Source organism: Solibacillus sp. FSL K6-4121 (genome assembly GCF_038002585.1).
GTDB lineage: Bacteria > Bacillota > Bacilli > Bacillales_A > Planococcaceae > Solibacillus > Solibacillus faecavium.
Window position 1 is genome coordinate 1,310,009 of record NZ_JBBOCS010000002.1, and the last position, 25,641, is coordinate 1,335,649.

A 25,641-nucleotide genomic window follows, 5' to 3' on the forward strand; every position below is an offset into this window, starting at 1 on the left:
AATCTCCATGCATTTGAAAAGCGCTTAAATTAATGACTTATTAATTAGAAGCATTCGCTAAAGCTTCAGCACGTTCTTTTTCCCATGCTTCCTTAGCAGACTTAAATTCTTCATTACTCATTGGCTTTTCTAGGATAGACTGACCTTTAAATTTCTCGGATGTTACACCAAATGGTGAATATTGTGATTCAAATGGATTTAATTTTGAAGCAACATAGCCACCGCCACCAACAGCGTATGGAATGACAAATGCTTCATCAATTAAAAATGCTTCTGCTTTTGCAAAAAGTTCATATCGAACTGCCGGATCTATTTCCGCTTTTGCAGCAGCAACCAGCTTATCGTACTCACCGTTGTAGCCTTCAGCCAATTCCGGTTTGTTATACGTACCACCTTCAGTAAATGGATCTGTGTACGTAGATGGATCTGCAAAGTCCGGACCCCAGTTTGCTTCAATCATAGAAAACTTACCTGGACGACGAATCTCCCCTAAGAAGCCTGTCGCTGGTCCTGCATATAACTCAACATCGATATAATCTGTACCTAATAAGTTTTCAAGCTGCTGTTCAACAACTTGTGAACGGTTTGCCCATTCAGGCGAACCCGAGTTATATGGAAGTACAACTTTTACCGGGAATGTTGCTTTACCATTTAAAGCTGCCATAGCTGCTTCTTTATGTTTCATTGCTGAATCTTTATCAAATGAATCATTTTCAGTAATTGCTTTTAATGGTTCTAATAATGTGTAATCAACACCTTCAACGTCTACGAAATTTTTCGGTGTAATTGTGTTCGATAATAGATCTTGAGGGTTATATGGCTCAATCGTTAACATTGCTGATACACGATCTAGCGCATGGTATAGTGACTTACGGAAATCTTTATTATTTACTGCTACTTTCCAGTTTTCTGGCTCATACTCTGCATCATATTGTGGATCAAAGTTTAATGCATAGAAGTACGTATAGAAGTTGTTGTTGTTTTGACGAACTAAATCCTTTTTGTCCTCGCTGTTTAACCATTCATCTAAAATTGATGTCGGAATAGCTGCACCGTCGATTTCACCGCGTAAAAATAGTTCTGGCGCTACAGTAGCGGCTTCTTTATTGTACTTATAACGAATTCTGTCGATTTTAACCGTTTCTTTATCCCAATATTTATCATTTTTCACAAGTACGCGCTCATTTTGAGGCTCAAACTTGTCTAAAACATATGCACCGTTGTATAAAATGTTTTCACGAGTTGTACCGAAGTCTTCACCTTTTTCAGCTAAAAACTCCCCGCTGACAGGGAAGAAACATACGTAGTTTAACATTGATAAGAAGTATGGCGTTTGACCTTCCAACGTATATTCCACTGTCTTTTCATCAATTGCTTTTATGCCGACTTGCGAGAAATCCGTTACTTCTCCGTTGTAGAATGCATCACCGTTTTTTACAACAGTTGCAATCCATGCCGTAGATGACTCATTTTTAGCATCAAGCACATAGTTTAATCCGTCCACAAAGTCCTGAGCGACTACATCTGCCACTTCTTTCCCCTCGTGATCTACCCATTTCACTCCGTCGCGCAGTTTGAATGTCCAAACCGTCGCATCATCATTGGATTCCCAACTTTCAGCCAAGCCAGGTTTAACTACTCCGTACTGATCGTATTCTATTAAGCCTTCTACAAGATTTGCAGATAAAGCAAACTCATTTGTTTCAGCCGTTTTTAAGTAGTTTAGCGTTTTAATCTCGCCTGAATAAACAGTTCTATATTCCGACGATTCACCAGAATCTGCTGAATCATCACCGCATGCTGCCAACAATAGAGCAAACATACTCACTACAATGAATAAATATTTTTTCATGTAATTTCCCCCAATTTTCTTTTTTTATTTGGCTATAAAAGCCTCTATTAAAAATCCAATCCCCGAAGCATCGCTCATTTGAATATTTTCCCCTTCAAAGAACGGTCCCCCTTCGATAGGATCCTTAACACATAAGCTCGGTCCGTCTAAATCCACCATTGTGACATTTTTGTTTGCTGCTGCAAAATGTGCTGCGGCACCCACACTGATTTTTGTTTCCAACATACAGCCAATCATGCATTCCACCCCATTAGCTTCTGCAATAGCATTAATTTGCTGTGCTTTTGAAATACCGCCAGTTTTCATCAGTTTAATATTTATTAAATCCGCAGCACGCTTTTCAATAACTTCGATTGCTTGCTTAGGAGAAAATACACTTTCGTCCGCTAAAATATTTGTATACGTTTGATTCGTTACAAATTGCATTCCGGAAATATCACTATAATGAACAGGCTGTTCAACCAGTTCCATATCAGCTCCACGATCTTCTAGCTGACCGATAATTTTAACAGCTTCTTTCGGTGTCCATCCTTGGTTCGCATCGACGCGTAACACGATGTCTGGACCGACAGCTTTTCGAATAGCTAATATACTATTAACATCACTATGTGGATTTTTCCCTACTTTAACTTTTAAAATGGAAAAACCGCGTTTAATAGCCTCTAAGCTATCCTTCACCATTTCTTCCTCGTCATTCACACTGATTGTAATATCTGTCTTAATCTTACTTCGATAGCCACCGAGCAATTTATACAAGGGTGCTTCGTATTTTTTGGCCCATAAGTCATAGAGGGCGATTTCAACAGCTGCCTTTGCACTCGTATTTTGATACATACATTTATCAATCAGTTCACAAAGAAGTGCAATCTCATCAATTTCGATTCCAATAATGAGTGGGGTAATCACTTCTTCAATCGCATAGCGAATTGAGTGAAGTGATTCTCCCGTAATAACATGCGTCGGTGCTGCTTCCCCAATTCCAATATATCCATTGTCCGTATATATAGTTACGACGATGTTTTGTATATTATATACAGTGCGTAATGCTGTTTTAAAAGGTGTAATAAGTGGTGCTTCAACTAAGCCAACATCTACTTTTGTAATTTTCATAAAACCATCCACCTTAAGTTAAAAACTGTAGCAGTCGAAGTACCTCAAAATAATCTGTCGTTTCAAACTGCACGGTATTGTGCGCCTTATATTTAGCGCCGGGATAAAATGAATTACGATATGCTTTTATATGGTCTTTATAAATAATCTCAACATTAAACTGTTGAGGTAATTCGATTTGAAGCTTACTGCGTTCAATCTTCATTGCTTCTTCAATCAGTCTTTTCGTTTCTTTTAACGTCGTTTGTGGACTTACGCTAATTGTTGCATGACCAATTCCTTCTTTTGTTGCAAACGTTACGATCTCGTCATTATAGCGGGCGATGTGCTCTGTTAATGCTTTATCGCCACTTACAAATGCTACTGGCACCCCATGCAGTGCTGCGGCATATGTATTAATTAGAAACTCACTTGCATATTCGCCGTTAATTTTGACATCTGCCAGTAAGCTTAACGTATGGGCAAGCGGGTTTTTTTCACTTCCGCCCTCACTGTGATAGCCGATAAAAATTGCACGGTCAAAGCTTTCATCCAATCCAGCAACCATACACATTGGCTCTTGTGTCCAACCTCGAATTATTTTTACATTTTCCGGTAAGTTCTCAATTAAAATATTCCGCCCAGAATCATGTGCATCTTTCAGTAATATTTCTGTCGCCCCCCCGGCGGTTGCACCCTCTATCGCAGCAAGCACTTCTTTTGTCATTTGCTGCTGAAATTGTGCATAGTCGGTAGTATTTAGTTCTGTTTCACTCCAAACAGTCGTCCCTGTAATTCCTTCGATATCTGCGCTTATATATACTTTCATCTGAATTGATACTCCTTTAATTCATTCTGTTCGATAGTGGCGATAATCGGTCCGTACATGCATTGGTCTTTATATGATTTTCGCGCCCATGCTCTATTTCCATAATCATAATGCCACCACTCTTCTTCGTAATTTTGAAATCCTGCTTGCGTCATGCAATGAAATAAGATTCGCCGATTAATATGCGCTGCTTCATTTTCCGAACGATGTTTTTCAAAATAAGTGGTAGCCGATTTTTCTTCAGTCGCATCAAATGCTGTACCTAAATCCAATGGACGTCCCTGCTCGTCGCCTAACGTTAAATCAATTGCCCCGCCAGTTAAGTGCGGCGACGGAGAACTGTTTTCCGTGCTTGGAAATGCAACATACTTCAACGTCTCGTGTTCAAGTTGTTCAGCCGTCCAAAGCGGGTATTCTAATCGTATTTTATTTTTAATTTCGCTATATAAAAACGACTGAACTTGTAGTGGGCGAAACCCATCGTATAAAATAAAGCTCATCGTTTCTGGTAAAAGTTGAAGTGCTTTTAGTAATTTACTAGCAGCTTCCCGACGCAAATATAGCTTATTTAGGCTATCCGGAATACCTTTCAAAAAATATTGCGGCTCGATATACAATTTATTTGCAATCGGTTTAATTTCCACTAAAGGCTCCCCGTTTTCCATTAAATCTGGAATCATTTCCGATGCTGCCTTTATGGATATTGGAAATGAATAATAATATATCTTAATGGATACCTCCTACCTGTTAGGACTTCAAATGATTTCCTAATATAATTTTGATGTGGAAAATATTTTCTAAAAATGATATCTAAAAATTTAGAGTTTTCAAACTTTTAAGTATAAATTTAAAATATCACATATATTTCGATAGTGAAAGTTTTTTCTTGAAAATTTGCTAGTAGTTTACTAATCATGCAAAAGATTCCCCTTCATCTGACACTTTTCGTCAAATTTCTTGTTTTCTTTAAAATAAAATGCCTTTCACAGAATAATAATGTGAAAGACAAATCATTGTAGGAGTATTCCCATTAGAAAACTTCAATTAAATATTTATTAAAATATTAACTTTTTTACTATATGATTATTTCTCCCAGTAGTTGTTTCAGCCTGTGACATTGAATTAAGAATCGCCTCTTCTGTAGCTTCGGCCGCTGCCATAAATAATGAGTTCATTACTTCTCGGTCATCGCGTAATTGCAGGCGTGTTTCTAGAGTATCATCGTAATGGTGCTGGATTTTTCTCGCAGTTGTAAATCCTATTACGATATCCCCACTCCCGTTTGAGAAATGGCTCCCTGTTCGTCCTAATCCAATACCGCAACGTTTAATTACACGTTTTAGCTGACGGCTGCTAAGAGGCGCATCTGTTGCAAGTATTATAATAATTGATCCATCAGTGGGACTCATTGTAGGTTCGCTGCTGTTTGCAGAAGTGGTATAGCGTTCCTTCAAGAATTCGTTTGCCTTTCCAAAATTACTTAATACGAGGCAGCCAACCATATATTGCTTTTCATCAGTATCATTTACGACACGTGATGAAGTGCCAATGCCCCCTTTATGACCAAAGCATATCATTCCTTTGCCTGCCCCAATTGCTCCCTCTTCAGCGCGATTATTTGAAGCGCTATATATCGCCTCTATGGCATGCTCAGGTTTCACAGGAAAGTGACGAATCGAATTTAAATGACTATCATTACATTCACCAACTACTACGTTCACCGTCCCGGTCGTCACTCCAATTTCTTCATTATTTTCAAGTAAATATTGGAGTGTACCTTGTGTAACGTTTGCCACACCAAAAGTGTTTGTGAGCATGATTGGAGATTCCAAAACTCCAAGCTCGTCCACTTGGACTAGACCAGTTGTTTTTCCATATCCATTTAATACATAGCTTGCTGCCGTTACTTTTTCGCGATATAAATTTCCTGGATGCGGTAAAATTGCGCTTACCCCTGTACATGCCGCATCTCCCGAATCATTTATCGGATAATCCAGTGTAACATGACCGACCATTACTCCTTCGACATCCGTAATGCAATTTTTATTGCCTGTATGTAATTGCCCGATTTTAATACCCATATCACGTACTTTCATTATCATTGCTCCTTTGTATTGGAATTTTTTATAAATCTATCGTAATAATAATTTTCTAAAAAGGATAGCAAAAATAAAAATACACTCCCTATTCTTAAGTAGGGAGTGTATTTTAAAGTCCATTCAAAATGAATACGCTATTATTAAGAACAAACGTGTATTAAGTTTTTATAATTCAAGAATCCCTCTCGTCCAACGATCTACAAAAGTTTCAAATGTAATGCCGTACCGGTTATACACTTCATGATAAACAAAATAACTACCAAGTTTTTCAAGTAACTCATCGTCGATTCGCATCTCCAACACTCACTTTCCACTTTTTTCAAAACTACCTATTCGAAATACTATTCATTTATAAACTATTGTGACCCAACTTTAAGTACCGTATACATGAACAGATATTGAAATAAAAAATTTATATTTCCATGCAAAATTCCTCTTCAATTTCTAATTACAATCTGTTGCAAATATTTCACATTCTACTACAAAAATGATGCGTTTCCTTGTACACATTTTAGTAAAATGATAGTAATGACAACATTGGAGGGACTCTAATGAGAAGTTCTATATTATTTTTATTTGCAGCAATTTTGTTAGCGGGTTGTGGAGATACGATTGGTGATATTAAACAGGCGGCAGCTGGTATTAATTCTAAGGCAAATGAAGCCGCTACTGCCATATCAACTGATGTGCACTCCATCCGGGCAGTCGAAATGGAGTTCGACAATCAGACTTTTACAATTAATGACTTATTTAAAACTATATTACGCGATGTGCAATGGTATTATGACGAAAATGGGAACGAGCAACAATTAAAAATAACAGGTACATGGCAGGATAATGGGCTATTTGCAGAAGAAAACTTCTCGGAAATCGAGAAACAACAATTAATTGAAATTAGTAAAATTGAGGTCATTTTGTTTTTCCACAATGGTGTGTTAGATGAGGAAAAAACAACTGTCAGAATGTCTCAAAATAGACAAACAATTATTGACCAAAAAGGCACTGAAGCCCTTCTCCATTTCTACACGATCTACACGAAAAGTTAATATTTTGTTTACTCTTTCATGTTAAGGGAAATAGACATATGTAAATACTTTTAGGAGGTTTTACTATGTCAAATGGATTTTCAGATAAAATAAAAGGTACAGGCAACAAACTAAAAGGGGAAGTAAAAGAGTCAGTCGGACGTAATACAAACGACCCATCCCTACAAGCTGAAGGAAAACGTAACCAAGTAAAAGGTAAAGCACAAGAAAAAATCGGTGATGCAAAAGAGAGTATCTCAAATAGAATGGACAATAGAAAATAAGGTCCTAATTCTAGAAACTAGTAATTTTCCATTACTAGTTTCTTTTTGTTTTGCATCCATTTGTTTTATTCAAACAGGAAATAAGGCTCAATTAGAATAAAGTTTTTATATATTACAATAATCATACTTTCTATTTATAGGAAATTTGTTATACTTTAAGTAAATCTTATAACTAAAAAGGGGAAGTAATTATGACAATTGATCAATCTATACCCCTATCAAAAGATCGATTATTTAATTGGTTAAAAACCTTAAGTAACCAACTTTCGAAAGGAACTCTCATCATTGACATTAACGATGAGAATCTACCCATTCTACATGCGAACCCATATTTTTCAAAATTAACTACTTTTGAAAACAAACAAGTCATTAATCAAAATATCAACATTTTAAACGGCAAAAGAACAAACGAAAAAACAATTGAAGATTTAAATTTACATTTAAAATGCGGTTCTCCAAAAAAATTAACAATTTTACATTACACTAAAGAAGGTTCTGCCTTTTGGAATTCGATTACCCTTCATCCTATCAGGAATGATGAAAAGATCATTCAATACGTTTTATTAACATGCGAAGATACAACAGAAGAAACATTAAATAAAATGATTTATAAATTGGAGCACGAAGTATATCAAGCGATCGATAATGAGAATAACCTGCAATCGATTTTGAATTTAATTTCGGAAAAAATTGAACTATTTTATATTCGGGATGTCTATTGTACGATTCATTTATATAACAAGAACTATGAGATTAAATCTATGGGTTCTTATACATTACCAGAGTACGTAATTAATAAACTAGATCTTCTTGAGATTACACCAAATTCCAGCTTTAATAAGAGCGCTGTTTACTTAAAAGATTTTACGGCTACTCCACAGTACGCCGATATTTCAGAAAATTACGAATTGGATGCGATTAAAGGTTCCTGGACAAAGTTGATTTTGACATCACAAAACGAAGTTAGCGGTATCTTAACATTATTTAATCAGGACAGTACTGAATTAAAACAAATTGATATTAATTATTTAAATCGTTTGACGCTCCTTATTCAACTTGCCATTAAATATGCAGAACAGAAAATACAATTGCGACATTTAGCTTTTTATGATTCAGAGACTAATTTACCGAACATACACTATTTTAAGACACAATTATCCGAATGGTTAACTACAGGTGAATTAGGTTTTGTAGCAATTATCCACCCTACCGAATTTAACAAAATCGTGGATTTATATGGGCGTAACGCAGGTGCTGACCTATTAAGTCAATTGGCCAAACGATTACGCGAGTATTTAGCTGTAGATGATGTGCTCATTTCACGATTCTCAAATTCCATAGTTCTAGGGATAAAAGGAGAAATTTGTTTCACAACTTATTACCAAAAGATTGATCTACTTACCCTTATTCCTTTTTTAATTGATAATAACGAAACTTATATTACATTAAAAATTGGCTATACAACTTTCGATCAATCGTTGACAGTAGATCAAATTATCCATCAGTCAGATATTGCCTTATCAAAAGCTCGTAACCGAAGCGGCAATAGTTTTGAAATTTATGAAGAAAACAGTACAAAGCAACTGATAGAGGAAATGGAGATTATTAATCAATTGGCATATGCGCTACACCACGAAGAGTTTATAGTATATTTACAGCCAAAAATTAATTTTACTACGATTGAAGTGGAAGGATTCGAGGCATTGTCTCGTTGGAATTCAAGCAGACTCGGTTTTATTTCACCAAATAAGTACATTCCGATAGCTGAAGAAACCGGAAAAATAAAAGAGATCGATCTGCTGAACTTTAAAAATATACTCATTTGGCTACAAAATCGGCTGAATAAGAGCAAAAGAATATTGCCTGTCTCCCTTAATATTTCACCGGATCATTTTTATGATCCACAATTTTTGGAAAACATTCAGAATACGTTTAACCAATTCCATGTTCCACCACAATTTATTAAACTCGAAGTAACAGAAAGCATTGAATTAGTTGATTTCAAGAGAGCAAAGGATATTTTAGATCAATTAAAGGCACTTGGTATTGAATGCTCCATCGATGATTTTGGTGTAGGTTTTTCTTCCTTAAGTTATTTACCTCAATTGCCTTTTTCTGAAATAAAAATTGACCGTAGCTTTGTTAGCTCAATGGATGAACCAGGCATGTATGCAATAGTACAAACGATTATTCTACTTGCAAAAAATATTAAAATGCGAGCGATTGCTGAAGGTATTGAAACTAAGGAACAACTGGCTATGCTTCAACAACTCGGCTGTCCTGCCGGTCAAGGTTACTATTTCTACAAACCGATGTCGATTAGTGATGCCGAACAATTATTAGACACAAAAAAAACAGCTGACGAGAAATAGTTTTTATTTCCATCAGCTGTTTTTTTAGTTTAAATTATTTGGTAAATCTTCAGATAAAAATGCGATTAAATCGTGTATGTTTTGCTCACTGACACCATGACCTACCGGATATGATTTAAATGTAACTTTCGTGCCATAGTCATTAAAGAAACGTACTGCATGCTCAGCCCATTCAAACGGATAGTCATAGTCATATTCACCATGTGAAATGAAAATTTTAGAACGATCCATCGTTTTTTTACTATATTCAAGTGCAGCAAACTCAGGTAAATAGCCACTTAACGCTGCTGTACCACGAATCGTATCTCCCATTACCATTGCAAGGGATTGTGCCAATGCTGCTCCTTGATTAAATCCAACGACATAAAGTTGTTGTTCATCTAAATTATATTCTTGAACAGCTTCTTTAATAAATGCTTCAATTCCTTTTAATACTTTATCAAAAATAGCACGGTTTGGCTTACCTTCTTCTTCAAATGTATAAAAAGCATAGCCAGGTCGATGTTGAATAGGGCCTTGCAAACTAAAAATGTGACATTGCGTAGAAAACGAATTAACTAATTGTAATAAATCGTTTTCATCACTTCCTAAACCGTGCAATAAGAAGATAGCAGGTTTTTTCTCTGTATTCATCACAGGGACTTTGTGTAAATAAGTAAATGGTGTATTCATTTTTATATCTCCTTTTAAGAAAGCGTCATTTTATTGACGATTTGGTCGGTAAAATAAGCAATATAACCGTCCATCGTTTTTAACGTTTCGTCAATGTCACCTTGTGCTAAAAGTGTTGCTTTATTCGCACAAATTAATGTTAAAAAATCGACGCGTAATCCATGCTCCACAGATGCATATGCATAATCATAAATTACATCTGCATCTTCTACTTTTAATGCTTCATATTGCTGATGGAAAGCTTTCGTATAATCATCCATCTTTTCTGCTACACTGTTACGAATCTGCATTTGGTGTACCATTAGTTCATTTTCAATATACGATACAGTCGGTAACTCCCCAGCAGTAAATGTAGCACGAACAAGATCTGTCCATGCCATTTTATTTTCAACGAAGTAGGCCATGTTTAACATAAGACGATCATAAAAGTCTATTGTTGAAGTGGACGATTCTCGTTTATCATTAATATTTTGTTGGATAATCGTTTGAAATTTTTGGGGATCTGCTTTACTGGATAATAAAAATAATGCTTTTTCTATATATGTAGCAATGTCCTTTTGTATATTTTCGGCTGTCATAATCAATCACTTCCTTAATCTATTGGCTTCTTTTTTCATTTACTATCGTACCATTCCTCATATAATATCGCACGTATCCAATACATAATACCTGGGCAGTTTGCATCGGAAATATGTAATTTAGTATGTTCTTCTTAAATAACCGGGAATGCACACGATAAGAAGTTAAAAAAATGCCACTTGGTCTAGTAGACAAGTGACATTTAAACTTTAAATTAAAGTGCTTTTACTTTAGCAACTATATTTTCTACAGTGAAGCCATATTCTTTTATAACAATTTCTCCAGGCGCTGATGCACCGAATTTATCAATTGCTAGTACGTCACCTTCAAAGCCAACATATTTATGCCAACCGAATGATGAACCCATTTCGATTGCTAAACGTTTTGTCACAGCTTTTGGTAATACAGACTCTTTGTATTCTTTAGATTGCTTTTCAAAACGGTCCATTGACGGCATTGATACAACAGATGCATCAATTCCTTCTTCCAGTAGCGCTTTTTTCGCCTCTACAGCTAAGCCAACTTCAGAACCCGTTGCAATTAAAATAGCATCCGGTGTTTCTTTTACTGATGCAGCAACGACATAGGCACCTTTTTCAACACCTTCATATACAGCATCTTTCGCTACGTCCAACACCGGTAAATTTTGACGAGATAAAACTAATACAGTTGGAACTGACTTACTTTCTAAAGCTAATTTCCATGCTGCAACAGATTCATTTGCATCTGCCGGGCGAATAACCGAAAGATTTGGCATTGCACGTAATGATGCTAAATGCTCGACAGGCTCATGAGTAGGGCCATCTTCCCCTACTGCAATAGAATCGTGTGTAAATACATACGTTACAGGTAAGCCCATTAATGCTGATAAACGAATTGCAGGACGAACATAGTCTGAGAATACGAAGAATGTACCGCCAAATACGTTTAATCCTCCGTGTAATGCCATACCGTTCATTGCAGCACCCATTGCAAATTCACGTACACCAAACCAAATATTACGACCTTCTGGAGTATCAGCGAAGAAATCTCCAGCGCCTTTAATCGTTGTTTTGTTTGAACCTGCCAAGTCTGCAGAACCACCAAAGAATGAAGGAGTAGTTTTTGCAATGGCATTGATTGCATCACCAGAAGATGAACGCGTAGCTACAGCAGTGCCAGCTTCGTACACTGGTAATTCAGAAGCAAAGTTTTCCGGTAAATTGTTTTCCATTGCATTTACAAATTGTGTAGCTAGCTCCGGATATTCATTTTTGTAGCTTTCGAACAGTTCATTCCAAGAAGCTTCCGCTTGTACACCCTGTATTTCGCTTGCCGCTTTAAATGTTTCGTACACTTCATTTGGTACGAAGAATGACTCATGTTCCCAAGCATATGCAGCTTTCGTTAAAGCAACTTCATCAAATCCAAGTGGCGCACCATGGCAATCCGCTTTACCTGATTTATTTGGAGAACCAAAACCGATGACAGTCTTAACTTCGATAATTGTTGGTCCGCCAGTATTTTGTTTTGCTTTTTCAATCGCTGTATTAATTTCAACAAGATCAGTGCCATCTTGAACTTTTAAATAATTCCAACCATAAGATTCAAAACGCTTTTGGATGTTTTCTGAGAATGACTTTTCCAGATCACCATCAAGTGAAATATCATTTGAATCATATAGCACAATCAACTTATCCAATTTCAAGTGTCCTGCAAGTGAAATCGCTTCTGCAGCAACACCTTCCATTAAATCACCATCGCCACATAGCGCAAATGTATAGTGGTCTACAATATCTAAACCTGGCTTATTGTATGTTGCAGCTAGATGACGCTCAGCCATTGCCATACCTACTGACATCGCAATACCTTGCCCTAATGGACCTGTAGTTGCTTCAACACCTACTGTATGACCATATTCCGGATGTCCTGGAGTTTTAGAATTCCACTGGCGGAAATTTTTTATCTCTTCCATCTCTAAACCATATCCACCTAAGTGCAATAAACTATATAAAAGCATTGAGCCATGTCCAGCCGATAATACAAAGCGGTCACGATTGTACCAATTTGGATTTTGTGGGTTATGACGTAATTGCTTCGTCCATAAAGTATAAGCCATTGGAGCTGCACCCATTGGTAAACCTGGGTGACCTGAGTTTGCCTCCTCTATTGCATCGATTGATAATGTACGGATTGCGCTAATTGCTAACTGATCCATCTGTTGTGTCATTGTGTGACATCCTTTCTCGTACGATAATTCTACATCCTATAGTTTAGACAAATTCCCCTAAGAAAACAATCTTTTCTAATTGAGTTTATTAAAATATGTCATACTTTATAAGAAATGTGTCATATTATTAAACATTCTAATTTAGAAAGTTTTTTTGCGATTTTATTTGTTTTAATTTTTCTGGCGTTACATCATTACCTTCTTCATCAATAACTTTCATATGCTCTATCGTATCGCGCATAGTCGAACGGAATGTGTCTAAATATTCCTTGCGCAGTGCCGTACGTTCCTTTGCTAATTCTTCCGTTAACTTTCCTTCTTTTGCTAATTTTGAAAGCTCATTAATTCGAGCTAATTTTTCTTTTGATAACATCTTAATCTCACCTTTCTACATACCAATAATACAAAGGTATAAAAAAAAGACTGGAAGGGCAAGTAAAAACGCTTTGAAAGTAACTACTCTTACAGCCTAAAAACATTGAAATAATAAGGTTTGAGCTAAAAACACGACATAAATTTTACTATGGAATGCAATTAAACTTAAGATTATATTCACTAATTTATTCATCATCGCTATAAAAAACGCTTTTTCTGATGCGTGAAAAATTGGTATCCGATCCGGGAACACTTTCCATGGGAACGACTTGAGTCTGTCGTCTTAGACGTTGGTTCTCCTGCGATTACTCGTCGCAAAATAAATTTCGCTGTTCACGTTGGTGTCGGCCCCTTCCCTTCAACCAATTTAAATGTTTTTATACATATTATGCTCACTACAGAGCCTTTCTACTTAAGTCCTAGTCGCCTCATCTAAAATAAATGCAAATTTTTCGGTATTGTCATCTGCTTCAATACTAATTCCAAATACAGTAACGGCATCATTCTTAACTTCAACATCAGTAAGCTTGTTAGTCATCCTTTCAAAAACCTTAGAATTCATTTTAATTTTTTTTACGTGCTTACCTTGTGAATTTAAATAGTCCAGATCTTTACGAATTTGTTCTAATAATACGTCCAAAATTTCTCCTCCTAATACTTTAATACCTTCTGATTCATATCATTCCACAAACTAAATAAATCATAATAAAAAGCCACGCTCAAATGAACGTGACTCTTCTGTATTTACTTTATTAAATTTTTATAATTGCTTTAGAATTCCTATAATGATGTTGCGATATCTTAAGGACAATTTTCAATCTTCAAGATGCTCCATATATTCAATATATCGTCTATGTACTGTTGCTTTACTTATGGGTATACCTAATCCTGATATGGTAGTGGCTATTTCAGCAAACGTTAAGCCTTTTTGACGAAGCTGTACAATTTCTTCAACTGGTACATCTTTTCGTTCGCGACCTTCAATATTCCCACGGTTTTTTAAATTATTTTGGGGTTGATACCCGTTTTCTACTGCTCGACGCATTCCCCGACGAATTTTAGCATTGTGCATACGTCGCTGATACTCTTCAACTACAGCCAATATTTCAAGCAGCATCGTATCCATCTCATTTAACACTACAGGACCAGCATCATTCAATGTATAAACAGTCGCTTCGTATTTTTGTAATAGATGGAGAACTGCCATTCTTGCATTCCCTCGCCCTAAACGAGTTTCGTCCTGAACAAATAATGCTTTGATCTTATTTTCCCTCATATAATCGAGCATATCCAGTAATCCATCACGTTCCACGTCATAGCCGCTATGTTGATCCGTAAAAATCTCTACTTCTTTAAAACCGAATGCTCCTGCATATTTCGTAAGTTCCTCTTGCTGGCGCTGCAACGATGTTTCTTGCGCACTTTTTTCGGTACTGACGCGGCAATAAATTACTGCTTTAGTTTTTTTCATTATTATCTCTCGCTACCTTAATTGTCGACACATCGGATGATTCATTCAACTGAACAATATATTGGGCTTCCTTTTCAACTGGTACAACCAATATTTGTCCTGAAACAACTTTTCCATCTCGTAGACCATTTTCTTTTTTCACTTTGTTTATCCAATCATGCGTTGCCATTTTACCACGATAATGGTCTGCAAGCGACCATAAAGTATCTCCTTGTTCGATAGATACTTGTTCGTATAATTCTATATTATTGTCTTTATGGAATATTAATACCAATAATAGAATAGAAAACATGAGAAACATTGATGTGAAGCTGTTTAACTTAATTTTTTTCATAATAAAAACCCCTCTTTTCGAATATATGTTCGGAATGTTTGTTCCCATAATAATACGAACATATGTTTTTGTCAACCGTTTTTTCGAACTTATGTTTGCATTCGTGTTCGCATACTGCTATACTTACACTAAGAAAAATAGCATGATAAAGAGGTGAGTTAGTTGACACAAAAAATTTCCAAGCGACAAGAAGCTATTCTAACTTTTATAAAAGAGGAAGTTCGTTCAAAAGGCTATCCGCCTTCAGTTCGTGAAATTGGAGAGGCAGTAGGTTTAGCTTCTAGTTCAACTGTCCACGGGCATTTAGCTCGATTAGAAAGTAAAGGGCTTATACGTCGCGACCCTACTAAACCGCGTGCCATTGAAATTTTAGATCAAGAAGAGCTATCAATAGCTAAGCAAGGTGTAATTCACGTACCATTAATCGGTAAAGTTACAGCTGGTTTACCTATTTCAGCTATTGAAGATATCCAAGAATATTTCCCGCTGCCCGATGCATATGGATCATCAGAAGATGAGTTATTTATGCTTGAAATAATGGGTGAATCAATGATTGAAGCAGGCATATTAAATGGGGATTACGTTATCGTCAAGAAAACTTCTACTGCAAGCAATGGAGAAATTGTTGTTGCAATGACCGAAGAAGATGAGGCGACTGTGAAGCGTTTCTACAAAGAAAAAACTCATTTCCGTCTACAACCTGAAAACAGTTCAATGGAGCCGATTATTGTTAATCAAGTATCAATTTTAGGTAAAGTAGTAGGGCTATATCGAAATATTCATTAATTAAAAGCTTGCCATTCTAATAGAATCGGCAAGCTTTTTCTTTTTCAAACAAAAAACCCAGCCGAAATCGACTGGGTCCTCCTTTATTTTTTACATGCATTTATAAAACTACTAAATAAACGTTGTGCATAAATATCACCGTTTGGTGCCAACTCTTCAGGGTGCCACTGTACAGCCACACAATATGGATGGGATTCGTGCTCTATTCCCTCAATTATACCGTCTTTTGCAACAGCCGATGTGATCAGACCTTTCCCTAATTTCCCTACTGACTGGTGATGGAAAGTATTCACACGAAATGATTCTTCTCCAAAAATAGCTTTAAACTTTGGTGTTTTCACATCAACAGTGTGGGCTAATTCTCCGCGCTTGGATGGTTGCTTATGTTGGACTATATTTTCCACCTGTGATGGAATATCCTGAATAATCGTACCTCCAAAGGCTACATTCATAATCTGCTGTCCTCGGCAAATACCTAGAATGGGCATTTGTCTTTTAAATGCTTCATTCATTAATAAAAGATCACTGTCATCACGCTTTCGTACTACACTCCCGATATTACGATGCGGCTCTTCATTAAATAATAACGGATCGATATCCGCACCACCAATTAATACAATACCATCAACAATATCCAATAAAGCCTCAACATTTCCTTTCGTCGCATTCGGAATACAAATCGGAATTCCCCCTGCTTGTTCAATTGATGTTAAATAGACATTATTAATATCCATTTTCTTGTCAAAGTCATACATCGTTAATCCAATAATCGGCTTCATTTTCTATCCCCTTAAAGTTAAAAGATAATTCAAATATTTTAAATTATACTATTATATCGCCTTAAATGACTACTAAAATTTACAAATAAAGGGGCTGCTAAATGCAGACCCTGTTTGACTAAACAATTTCAAGTTGTTTTATAAAATATTCCTTAATTTCTTTCCAATTATGGACGCGTGTATATCCTTCTTCTGCCCGATTGTATGGCATTGAATACAATAGTCCTGTTCCTTTAAATGCCGCAAGTTGTCTTGGACTGTCGTCAATTAAATAATCGGTATGTATAACTGCTTTATTTCCGCAAAATACAATATTTTGTGTTTTAATGAATGGAAAATGCTTGATTAGCCAATCATATTTGGCTGTGAATGATCCCGGTACATCCATTGCAGCAGTAGCTATAAAGATTTCATAATGCTCCTGCAGCTCCTGAATGACTTCAATTGCATCTTCATCCAGTAAGTCCAAATCACGGAAATAATCTGGCTCATTTAATAGTGCAAATAGTTTCTTCGCATCTTCACGTGGTAAATCACGCTGCGTAGTTAATAAAAATTCCTCGTCCGTAAAGGAAGTGCCAAAATTCTCATTGTAAGTAATACGTAACTTAGAATAAAAGTCAGCTAAAACCTGGTCCATATCAATCGCAATACTTTTCTTCATATAATTTCCTCCTTGAAATTTCCTAATTTAAGTTTATACAATTATATCGTGAAATAACAAGGTATTACTCTCCACAACTAACAACGAACATATTTGCGTTTAAATCCGATACGCCCTTTTTCAACTTGCTTTACAATTTCTGCATACGCGTGTACTTTTCCAGGCTTTTTTCCTTTATGCTTAATTTCTACCTCACCAATATCCTCTGCAATTTGCAACGCCTCATTATGTAATGGCTTAAAAGAAATACCGACAGTCATTACAAAGTTATTCATCGCAACTTGTGTACGTGGTGGTACTAGGTGGATATTTTGTTTTACCTGTTCAAGCATTTCCTTCATTTTCTGAACTGAGAACTCCTCATCTTTTCTATTACCGAGGAGCCAGCAATAACAATGCCAGCCAGCAGACATTTTCAGCTCTTCTCCACTTGCAATCCATTTATCGCTTACTTGTTGGGCAATCTCAGATTCCGCTAATGTAACTGCAACAATATAATCAGATATCATATAAAAATAGGCCTGCTCAATCCATCGATTATAATCTGCTTCCGACATTGCTTTTGAATCTGCGATGATTCCGGCAAAATACATCGCATCATAGTTCCCAGTTGCATATAATTGTTCCGCAAGTTCCTGGTCTATTTTGATTTGCTTAACATATGGTTTCATCGAGCCAATCGTTACACCAAATAGCGGTTCCTTTGCTCCGTTAGACATGTAAATTTTTTTCGTTCGTTCTTTTCCTAATTTTTCTAGTTCATGTATTATCATATTGAAATCCATATTAATCTGCTCCTTTAATCTGGATGTAAAACGGTTTTTTAACCCTTATATATATGATCTGCAATTAAATGTACATAATAACCATTGTATAGTTTTTACACTCATTTTGATCTTCTAAAAAATGTTTTATAACTGAATTTCCAACAAATCTTTATAGCTCTCCTCTACATCTTCACGAGTATGTAATATGAATTCAAGATAACAGATAAAATCCCTTTTATCATTTAAAAGTAAATATATTCCATAGAATAATAAAACAACCTCTGAACAGAATAAATTCAGGAGGTGATATTCATGAAAAACAAAAACATGAATACTGAATTTGGGATGGAAACAGACGTTAACAAGGTTATTAAGCAAAACCAGCAGGCTGAAGCTAAAAAGCAGCAAGCTTCTGGTCAATTCGCTAATAACGGTTTACAAAAAAGCCCTAGTTCAATGAACGCGGAATTTGGAATGGAGACCGATGTGAACCAAGTTAAAAAGCAAAACCAACAAGCTGAAGCTAAAAAGCAGCAAGCTTCCGGCTTATTTGCTAATAGTGGTTTACAAAAGAAACTTAGTTCAATAAACGCGGAGTTTGGAATGGAAACAGATGTAAGCCAAGTCAAAAAGCAAAACCAACAAGCTGAAGCCAAAAAGCAGCAAGCTTCTGGATTATTTGCAAAGAATCGTTCCCAAAACGGTAAATAATTGAATATCATCCCCATACCGGCAATTAATATTGCCGGTTTTTCTCCTTAAAAAAGAAAAAAAGCGTTGGGACAAAACGCCCCAACACTACTATTAGTACATCTTCATATATTGATCGCGTTCCCACTGATGAACAGTTGAACGGTACATATCAAACTCGATTTCTTTTGCTTCTTTAAAGTTTGCATAAATGTGGTTGCCTAATGCTTTTTGCACAACCTCGTCTTTTGATAGTAATGTTAAAGCGTCGTCTAATGCTGCTGGTAAATTATCGATACCGTTTGCTTTACGCTCTTCTTCGTTCATTACATAAATGTTACGGTTAATTGCTGGTGGTGGAGTTAACTTTCTACGAATACCTTCCAAACCAGCCTCTAAAATAACTGCCATCGCTAAATATGGGTTTGCCGATGGATCCACTGAACGAACTTCTATACGTGTTGAAACTCCACGAGAAGAAGGAATACGGATAAGCGGAGAACGGTTTTGCGCTGACCATGCTACATAACATGGCGCTTCATAACCCGGTACTAAACGTTTATAAGAGTTAACTGTTGGGTTTGTAATTGCTGTAAAACCTTGTACGTGCTCAAGTATACCTGCCATAAACTGCATTGCCGATTCAGATAGACCTAATTCAGTAGATTGATCATAAAAAGCATTCTCTTTTCCTTTAAATAAAGAAACGTTAAAGTGCATTCCTGATCCAGCTTCACCGAATAAAGGTTTTGGCATGAATGTAGCATGTAAGCCATGCTTACGAGCAATTGTTTTAACAACTAATTTGAATGTTTGAATATTGTCACAAGCCGTAATGGCATCAGCATATTTAAAGTCAATTTCATGTTGGCCAGGTGCAACTTCATGATGTGAAGCTTCAATTTCAAAGCCCATTTCTTCTAACTCTAACACGATGTCACGGCGGCAATTTTCACCAAGGTCTGTTGGTGCTAAGTCGAAGTAGCCACCATGGTCATTTACTTCAAGACTTGGTTCACCTTTTGAATCTAACTTAAATAGGAAAAATTCTGGTTCAGGTCCTAAGTTGAAGTTAGTGTAACCTAACTCTTCCATTTCCTTCAATACACGCTTTAAGTTATTACGTGGATCACCCGCAAATGGAGTACCGTCTGGATTATAAATATCGCAGATGAATCGCGCTACTTTCCCTTTTTCGGCAGTCCATGGGAAGATCATAAATGAATCATAATCTGGGTATAAGTACATATCAGATTCTTCAATACGTACAAAACCTTCGATTGAAGAGCCATCAAACATCATTTTGTTATCCAATGCTTTATCTAGTTGGCTTACTGGAATCTCTACGTTTTTAATTGTCCCTAAAATGTCTGTAAACTGTAAACGAATGAATTTTACTTGTTGTTCTTGTACGAGTTGCTTAATATCTTCTTTTGTATATTTACCCACTAAATTCCACACTCCTATAATTGTTCAGTACCGATTTTTATCAAATTTATATAATTTACACGCTATTGATAAAAGCGTGATAAATCCCCTTGTCGAAGAGATGTCTTTTGCATGCGCTGAGCTTGTCGCATCTCTTCACGCAAAATTTTACGTAAATCTGAATCCGAAATAACTTCTTTACTCGCCTGTTGTATTGCTGGGTCATTTTTCATGTCAAATACTTTCTTTATACCTGCCATATTAATACCCTGTTCGAGCATATCCTTAATTTCCAATAAGATATCGACATCGTTTAATGAAAACATTCGACGATTACCTTCTGTACGGTGTGGCTGAATTAAATCATGCTCTTCGTAATAACGGATTTGTCTGGCTGTAAGATCCGTTAATTGCATGACGATACTTATCGATAATAGTGGCATTGAACGTCGAATTTCACTACTCATTTAATTCACCCCCTTACCGCTATATTACGACTTGTTACGTACATTGTCAATTATATGTTAGAAAAACTGACATACGTTGTATAAATCAGCATTTTACATACTAGACTTAGAGAAGTGACCATCACAAATTGAACAGACTATATACTATTACCCTAAATTCTATAAAAACAGCGTGTATTTTAAATATTTTCCTAATATTATTATTTAATTAAAAAAATCGTCCATAAAATAGACGATTTTTTTTAAAATTAAGTTAGTTTTTGGACAGCTGCGCAAATCGCATATTTAACATGTTCATATGTTAAGCCGCCTTGGACAAAAGCTGTATATGGAGGACGAATTGGACCATCAGCAGTTAATTCAATGCTTGATCCTTGAACAAATGTTCCCGCTGCCATAATAACGTCATCTTCATAACCGGGCATATATGCAGGTTCCGGGGCAAAATGAGCATTGATAGGAGAAGCTGCCTGAATTTCACGACAAAACGCTACCATTTGTTCTGGAGTCCGGAATGCTACAGATTGAATTAAATCTGTTCGTACATCCGTATAATGAGGAGATGTCGTCATTCCGATTTCTTCTAACATTGCCGATGTAAAAATCGCACCTTTTAAACTTTGCGCAACAATATGCGGTGCCATGAAAAACCCTTGATAAAAATCTGCTAACGTATTCAATGATGCACCCGCTTCAGCACCAATACCAGGTGAAGTCATACGGTATGCGCATTTTTCTACTAGATCTGCGCGTCCTGCAATATAGCCGCCTATTTTTGCAAAGCCCCCACCAGGATTTTTAATTAAAGAACCAGCCATTAAATCTACACCTACTTCTGTAGGTTCAAGCAACTCCACAAATTCACCGTAACAATTATCAACAAAAATAACTGCATTCGGTGCAATTTCCCTAATTTTTAAAACCATTTGTGAAATTTGTTCAATTGTAAAGGATGGACGTGTTGCGTAGCCTTTTGAGCGCTGAATTGCAATCATCTTTGTATTTTCGTTAACTGCATTTTTCACACCTTCCCAATCGATTTCCTTATTTCCGATTAGATCAACATGGGAATAGCCAATTTTGTAATCCTTTAATGATCCCGTATCTTTTTCGCCGCCGTCGACGATTGATTGAAGTGTATCGTAAGGTTTCCCGGTAATATAAAGAAGTTCGTCACCAGGTCGTAGAATGCCAAATAAACTTAATGTTATAGCATGTGTGCCAGATATAATTTGCGGACGTACAATTGCTGCTTCCGCTCCGAAAGTTTCCGCATATACACGCTCTAAATTGTCCCGACCCTCATCATCATAACCATATCCTGTAGAAGGATGCAGATGAAAATCACTTACTTGATTATTTCGAAAAGCAGCTAGTACTTTTTGTTGGTTAAAAAATGCGCGGTCATCTACTTGTTGATGATAAGTACGAACCTTTTCTTCAACTTTCGTCGCTAGCTTTATAGTTTCTGGTGTTAATAATGATTGAAATGCCATGATTTACTGCTCCATTCTGTTCAAACTGTAACTATTATACCTTAAAAAAATTAGTTTTGACGAATGTTTGAAAAACTGCTATCCTCATGGCGATAGTATTAGTTGGATTGGGAGAGATGAATATGGCTTGGGAGGTATTCAGTGTTATCGGGACCATAGCATTTGCAATATCAGGCGCAATTGTAGCTATGGAAGAAGAGTACGATTTATTTGGAGTTTATATATTAGGAATTGTTACAGCTTTTGGTGGGGGTGCAATCCGTAATATATTGATTGGTTTACCAGTTTCGACTTTATGGAATCAGGAAATGATGTTTCAAATTGCACTAGCTGCCATTACCATTTTCTTTTTAATACCGAATCACTTTATAAAACATTGGAATCGTTGGGGAAATGTAACCGATGCAATTGGATTGTCTGCTTTTGCAATTCAGGGCGGGATGTATGCTGTCCATTTAGATTTGCCCCTTGCCGCTGTTATCGTAGCAGCAGTATTAACAGGAGCTGGTGGTGGTGTTGTACGTGATCTTCTTGCTGGAAGAAAACCGATAGTTCTACGTCATGAAATATATGGGGTTTGGGCTGCATGTGCCGGTTTCTTACTTGGGCTTGAAATCTTTAAAGGTGATATATTTTTGTATATCTTATTTGTCCTAATTACTGCTTTGCGTATTTTATCGTATACAAAGGGCTGGGGATTGCCTTCGAAAAAAATAAGCATAGTAAAATAAGCAAAATAAAAGCTGTATCAAAAGTCAAATTTACTTTTGATACAGCTTTTTTAGTTGGAAAATATGTGCGGCTACAATTGAAAGAGGGCGTGTCCTAAATGACTGCTAAACATTCCCCTGTCAATTATTACTTGAATTCCAACTCTCCGTCATAGGCCATCATTCCGCCTTCGAGATTCGTTACATCAAAGCCTTTTCCCTCTAAATATTCACAAGCATTCGCACTACGAACGCCACCTTTACATACAACTATATATGATTTTGAACTATCCAATTCATCTGTACGTTCCGGAACAGAACCAAGTGGAATATGTACTGCACCCGGGATCATTCCGTGCTCCACTTCAAAATCTTCACGTACATCGATTACATTCAAATCTTCATTCGCATCCAATAAATTAATCAGTTCATCTGTCGTCATTGTTTTCATTATAATTCCTCCAATACTAGTACCATCTTAGTCATTATAATCAAACAATTAATATTGCGCTACCGTTTAGCCGGATTACTCTTCTTCATCAAGTAATGCAACATTTTTGGCAGGAACAAAAGTAGAAATGGCATGCTTGTAAATTAATTGCTGCTTCCCTTCTGATTCCAGTAAAACAGTAAAATTATCATAAGATTTAATTAAGCCTTTTAGTTGGAAACCATTCAGTAAAAATACCGTTACAAAAGTATTGTTTTTGCGTAAATTATTTAAAAACGTATCCTGCAAATTCAGTGATTTCATCATCGTCTAATCTCCCTTACCATAGTATACATGCAATAGTTAATTATTCGTTATTCATGTAAGATTTACCTTTTAAATTTAAAATATTTTAGATTATACTTCTAACGGCATCCCAATCATTTCCAATCCAAGAGATATCCATTTTATTTCGGAAGTATGTCAATTGGCGTTTAGCGTACCTACGGGAGTTTTGCTTAATTTGTTCGATTGCTTCTTCAAGTGTTACTAAACCATCAAAATATGCATACAACTCTTTATAGCCAATCGCCTTAATCGACTGTACATCCCGGATACCCGCATTATATAATGCTCGCACTTCTTCAAGCAGACCAGCTTTCATCATCAAATCTACACGTAAATTTATACGTTCATATAATTTCGCACGGTCCATGTCCAGTCCGATAATTAAATGATTGTATAGGGGAATATTACCGCGGTTAAATTGCTCTTCTGCGCGGGATACACCGGCAAGCTTTGCCATTTCCAATGCACGAATGACGCGTCTCGTATTATTCGGATGAATTTCTGCTGCAGAAGCTGGATCAATTATTGCTAATTTGGCGTGCATCGCTTCTGGACCTAATTTCTCCAATTCCTCATAATATTTAAGACGCGCTTCTTCATCGACTTCTTGTTTTGTAAATTGAAAATCATAGAGTACTGACTGTACATAAAGTCCCGTTCCCCCTACGATAATTGGCATTTTACCGCGGGCTTGAATTTCTTCAATTTTCCCTCGGACTAGCTGTTGATATTCTGCTACGGAAAATGCTTCTGTAGGTTCTTTAATACTTAACAGATGATGTGGAATCCCTTCCATTTCATCAACAGTGATTTTTGCTGTACCGATATCCATATGGCGATAGACTTGCATTGAATCCCCATTAATGATTTCCCCATCTATTTCTTTTGCTAAACGTATGCTCAACGCTGTTTTACCAGATGCTGTAGGGCCAATAATGGCCACTACATCAATTTTATTATTCATCTTTTAACCACCGTACTATTATTTCCATTACTTGATCCTTCTTTTTTTCATTTAATATTTCATGTCGCATTCCTTCAAGCAAATGTACCTTCACATGCTCCAGCCCAGCGTCCACAAGCTGTTTACCTGTACGCAGAACACTTTTCCCATTTTCATCTGCAATCGGGTCAAGTGTACCGCTTATGAGCAATATTTTTAAATCAGGACGAATGCGTGCATTTTGATTTTTGTTTTTTAACGTAAGAATCCCACCGGTTAAATCTGAAAAAAATTGGTGAGTCGCGATAAAACCGCATAAAGGATCCTCAATATACTTTTTCACTTCGTCTTCATCAGTAGTGAGCCAGTCAAAGTTTGTTTTTGGATTTTCTATGTGCCGGTTAAAACCTGCGAAACTAAGCTTATGCATTAGGAGACTTTGTTCTTTTGCGCCTTGCAATTTCACTAATTGACCTGCAATGGCATGACCAGCTTCATGTAGTAATTTTGCAGAACCTGTACCGCTCAATACTAAGCGTTCAATCATTCCGCTATGTTGCTGTATGAAGCGTCGAGCAATAAATGAGCCCATACTATGGCCAAATAAAATTGGACGACCTGTTGTTTTTTCTGTTAAATTTGCGAGTATTTCATATACATCCTCCACTACACGTTCAAAACCATTCTGATCACCATAATAACCGGGCATACCATTTTTTTGTGCTGTATATCCGTGACCTCGATGATCATGGGCTGTTACGAAATAGCCTTCTTCACAGAGTTTTTCGGCAAAAGCTTCATAGCGTTGACTATGCTCGGCCATTCCATGCAAAATATGAACATGCCCCATCGTTACTTGGTTTGGTTTAAAAGTGCGCACAAATATATCGTGCCCATCTGACATTGTTATAAAGAAAGATTGCTGTTCCAAAAACTCCACCCC

General features: G+C 36.5%; 29 protein-coding genes. 6 read left to right on the forward strand and 23 right to left on the reverse strand.

What is annotated here, in order from left to right:
• Positions 1 to 40 precede the first annotated feature (40 nt).
• From MHH95_RS16265 to MHH95_RS16290, 6 genes are all read right to left on the reverse strand, one after another.
• Positions 41 to 1,852, reverse strand: coding sequence for a peptide ABC transporter substrate-binding protein (locus MHH95_RS16265; RefSeq protein WP_340728484.1), 1,812 nt, complete (start codon positions 1,850 to 1,852; stop codon positions 41 to 43).
• Between the two features lie 24 nt (positions 1,853 to 1,876).
• A complete protein-coding gene (locus MHH95_RS16270) occupies positions 1,877 to 2,962 on the reverse strand; it encodes a mandelate racemase/muconate lactonizing enzyme family protein (protein ID WP_340728485.1) in 1,086 nt (361 codons plus the stop codon).
• A 13-nt stretch (positions 2,963 to 2,975) separates the two neighbouring features.
• Positions 2,976 to 3,770 (reverse strand): M55 family metallopeptidase, encoded by a 795-nt coding sequence (locus MHH95_RS16275; protein WP_340728486.1) that lies wholly within the window; start codon positions 3,768 to 3,770, stop codon positions 2,976 to 2,978.
• Positions 3,767 to 4,450, reverse strand: a complete 684-nt coding sequence (locus tag MHH95_RS16280) for a M15 family metallopeptidase (RefSeq protein ID WP_340728487.1) — start codon at positions 4,448 to 4,450, stop codon at positions 3,767 to 3,769. Before MHH95_RS16280 ends, MHH95_RS16275 begins: the two co-directional genes overlap by 4 nt.
• Positions 4,451 to 4,825: 375 nt before the next feature.
• Complete coding sequence (locus MHH95_RS16285; RefSeq protein WP_445683021.1) at positions 4,826 to 5,866, reverse strand: P1 family peptidase; 1,041 nt, start codon at positions 5,864 to 5,866, stop codon at positions 4,826 to 4,828.
• A 168-nt stretch (positions 5,867 to 6,034) separates the two neighbouring features.
• The gene (locus tag MHH95_RS16290; protein WP_191705031.1) at positions 6,035 to 6,172 is read right to left on the reverse strand and encodes a hypothetical protein; all 138 of its coding nucleotides are present in this window, start codon (positions 6,170 to 6,172) and stop codon (positions 6,035 to 6,037) included.
• 248 nt (positions 6,173 to 6,420) lie between these two features.
• On the opposite strand from MHH95_RS16290, the gene MHH95_RS16295 reads away from it, so the two are divergent.
• The 3 genes from MHH95_RS16295 to MHH95_RS16305 all read left to right on the forward strand — a co-directional run bounded on the left by MHH95_RS16295 (position 6,421) and on the right by MHH95_RS16305 (position 9,550).
• Entirely contained in the window at positions 6,421 to 6,915 is a 495-nt protein-coding gene (locus MHH95_RS16295; RefSeq protein WP_340728489.1) for a 23S rRNA methyltransferase, read from the forward strand.
• A gap of 65 nt (positions 6,916 to 6,980) precedes the next feature.
• Entirely contained in the window at positions 6,981 to 7,178 is a 198-nt protein-coding gene (locus MHH95_RS16300) for a CsbD family protein (RefSeq protein ID WP_340728490.1), read from the forward strand.
• A gap of 191 nt (positions 7,179 to 7,369) precedes the next feature.
• A complete protein-coding gene (locus MHH95_RS16305) occupies positions 7,370 to 9,550 on the forward strand; it encodes a sensor domain-containing protein (protein WP_340728491.1) in 2,181 nt (726 codons plus the stop codon).
• Between the two features lie 24 nt (positions 9,551 to 9,574).
• Here the strand turns inward: MHH95_RS16305 and MHH95_RS16310 are convergent, their stop codons facing one another.
• The 7 genes from MHH95_RS16310 to yneA all read right to left on the reverse strand — a co-directional run bounded on the left by MHH95_RS16310 (position 9,575) and on the right by yneA (position 15,190).
• Complete coding sequence (locus MHH95_RS16310) at positions 9,575 to 10,222, reverse strand: alpha/beta hydrolase (RefSeq protein ID WP_340728492.1); 648 nt, start codon at positions 10,220 to 10,222, stop codon at positions 9,575 to 9,577.
• Positions 10,223 to 10,236: 14 nt separating this feature from the next.
• On the reverse strand, positions 10,237 to 10,800 hold the full coding sequence (locus tag MHH95_RS16315) for a DNA helicase (protein ID WP_340728493.1): 564 nt from the start codon (positions 10,798 to 10,800) through the stop codon (positions 10,237 to 10,239).
• A 215-nt stretch (positions 10,801 to 11,015) separates the two neighbouring features.
• A complete protein-coding gene (tkt, locus tag MHH95_RS16320; RefSeq protein WP_340728494.1) occupies positions 11,016 to 13,010 on the reverse strand; it encodes a transketolase in 1,995 nt (664 codons plus the stop codon).
• 136 nt (positions 13,011 to 13,146) lie between these two features.
• Entirely contained in the window at positions 13,147 to 13,383 is a 237-nt protein-coding gene (locus tag MHH95_RS16325; RefSeq protein ID WP_191700270.1) for a DUF896 domain-containing protein, read from the reverse strand.
• Positions 13,384 to 13,797: 414 nt separating this feature from the next.
• Entirely contained in the window at positions 13,798 to 14,025 is a 228-nt protein-coding gene (locus tag MHH95_RS16330; protein WP_340728495.1) for a lactate dehydrogenase, read from the reverse strand.
• A gap of 174 nt (positions 14,026 to 14,199) precedes the next feature.
• Positions 14,200 to 14,856 (reverse strand): YneB family resolvase-like protein, encoded by a 657-nt coding sequence (locus MHH95_RS16335; RefSeq protein ID WP_340728496.1) that lies wholly within the window; start codon positions 14,854 to 14,856, stop codon positions 14,200 to 14,202.
• Positions 14,843 to 15,190 carry a cell division suppressor protein YneA gene (yneA, locus tag MHH95_RS16340; protein WP_340728497.1) on the reverse strand — a complete coding sequence of 116 codons (348 nt, stop codon included), beginning with the start codon at positions 15,188 to 15,190 and terminating at the stop codon, positions 14,843 to 14,845. The genes MHH95_RS16335 and yneA overlap by 14 nt, the downstream gene beginning before the upstream one ends.
• A gap of 162 nt (positions 15,191 to 15,352) precedes the next feature.
• On the opposite strand from yneA, the gene lexA reads away from it, so the two are divergent.
• Positions 15,353 to 15,976 (forward strand): transcriptional repressor LexA, encoded by a 624-nt coding sequence (gene lexA / locus MHH95_RS16345; RefSeq protein ID WP_191700274.1) that lies wholly within the window; start codon positions 15,353 to 15,355, stop codon positions 15,974 to 15,976.
• Between the two features lie 83 nt (positions 15,977 to 16,059).
• Here the strand turns inward: lexA and MHH95_RS16350 are convergent, their stop codons facing one another.
• From MHH95_RS16350 to MHH95_RS16360, 3 genes are all read right to left on the reverse strand, one after another.
• Entirely contained in the window at positions 16,060 to 16,755 is a 696-nt protein-coding gene (locus tag MHH95_RS16350; RefSeq protein WP_339213087.1) for a gamma-glutamyl-gamma-aminobutyrate hydrolase family protein, read from the reverse strand.
• Between the two features lie 118 nt (positions 16,756 to 16,873).
• Complete coding sequence (locus MHH95_RS16355) at positions 16,874 to 17,419, reverse strand: 5' nucleotidase, NT5C type (protein WP_340728498.1); 546 nt, start codon at positions 17,417 to 17,419, stop codon at positions 16,874 to 16,876.
• A 77-nt stretch (positions 17,420 to 17,496) separates the two neighbouring features.
• Positions 17,497 to 18,204 carry a DNA alkylation repair protein gene (locus MHH95_RS16360; protein ID WP_339213090.1) on the reverse strand — a complete coding sequence of 236 codons (708 nt, stop codon included), beginning with the start codon at positions 18,202 to 18,204 and terminating at the stop codon, positions 17,497 to 17,499.
• Between the two features lie 294 nt (positions 18,205 to 18,498).
• On the opposite strand from MHH95_RS16360, the gene MHH95_RS16365 reads away from it, so the two are divergent.
• On the forward strand, positions 18,499 to 18,897 hold the full coding sequence (locus MHH95_RS16365) for a gamma-type small acid-soluble spore protein (protein ID WP_191700278.1): 399 nt from the start codon (positions 18,499 to 18,501) through the stop codon (positions 18,895 to 18,897).
• Positions 18,898 to 18,990: 93 nt separating this feature from the next.
• Here MHH95_RS16365 and glnA read toward each other — a convergent pair whose 3' ends face one another.
• From glnA to MHH95_RS16380, 3 genes are all read right to left on the reverse strand, one after another.
• A complete protein-coding gene (glnA, locus tag MHH95_RS16370) occupies positions 18,991 to 20,325 on the reverse strand; it encodes a type I glutamate--ammonia ligase (protein WP_191700279.1) in 1,335 nt (444 codons plus the stop codon).
• A gap of 62 nt (positions 20,326 to 20,387) precedes the next feature.
• Positions 20,388 to 20,771 carry a MerR family transcriptional regulator gene (locus MHH95_RS16375; protein ID WP_191700280.1) on the reverse strand — a complete coding sequence of 128 codons (384 nt, stop codon included), beginning with the start codon at positions 20,769 to 20,771 and terminating at the stop codon, positions 20,388 to 20,390.
• A gap of 248 nt (positions 20,772 to 21,019) precedes the next feature.
• Positions 21,020 to 22,267 carry a methionine gamma-lyase family protein gene (locus tag MHH95_RS16380; protein WP_191700281.1) on the reverse strand — a complete coding sequence of 416 codons (1,248 nt, stop codon included), beginning with the start codon at positions 22,265 to 22,267 and terminating at the stop codon, positions 21,020 to 21,022.
• Positions 22,268 to 22,389: 122 nt separating this feature from the next.
• Here MHH95_RS16380 and MHH95_RS16385 point away from each other — a divergent pair, with 122 nt between their 5' ends.
• Positions 22,390 to 22,998, forward strand: a complete 609-nt coding sequence (locus MHH95_RS16385) for a trimeric intracellular cation channel family protein (RefSeq protein ID WP_339216931.1) — start codon at positions 22,390 to 22,392, stop codon at positions 22,996 to 22,998.
• 127 nt (positions 22,999 to 23,125) lie between these two features.
• Here MHH95_RS16385 and MHH95_RS16390 read toward each other — a convergent pair whose 3' ends face one another.
• The 4 genes from MHH95_RS16390 to MHH95_RS16405 all read right to left on the reverse strand — a co-directional run bounded on the left by MHH95_RS16390 (position 23,126) and on the right by MHH95_RS16405 (position 25,629).
• Positions 23,126 to 23,428, reverse strand: coding sequence for a rhodanese-like domain-containing protein (locus tag MHH95_RS16390; protein WP_191700282.1), 303 nt, complete (start codon positions 23,426 to 23,428; stop codon positions 23,126 to 23,128).
• A 75-nt stretch (positions 23,429 to 23,503) separates the two neighbouring features.
• Complete coding sequence (gene hfq / locus MHH95_RS16395; RefSeq protein ID WP_191700283.1) at positions 23,504 to 23,734, reverse strand: RNA chaperone Hfq; 231 nt, start codon at positions 23,732 to 23,734, stop codon at positions 23,504 to 23,506.
• Positions 23,735 to 23,819: 85 nt separating this feature from the next.
• Positions 23,820 to 24,719 carry a tRNA (adenosine(37)-N6)-dimethylallyltransferase MiaA gene (miaA, locus tag MHH95_RS16400; protein WP_340728499.1) on the reverse strand — a complete coding sequence of 300 codons (900 nt, stop codon included), beginning with the start codon at positions 24,717 to 24,719 and terminating at the stop codon, positions 23,820 to 23,822.
• On the reverse strand, positions 24,712 to 25,629 hold the full coding sequence (locus tag MHH95_RS16405; RefSeq protein ID WP_191700285.1) for an alpha/beta fold hydrolase: 918 nt from the start codon (positions 25,627 to 25,629) through the stop codon (positions 24,712 to 24,714). The genes miaA and MHH95_RS16405 overlap by 8 nt, the downstream gene beginning before the upstream one ends.
• Between the last annotated feature and the right edge of the window lie 12 nt (positions 25,630 to 25,641).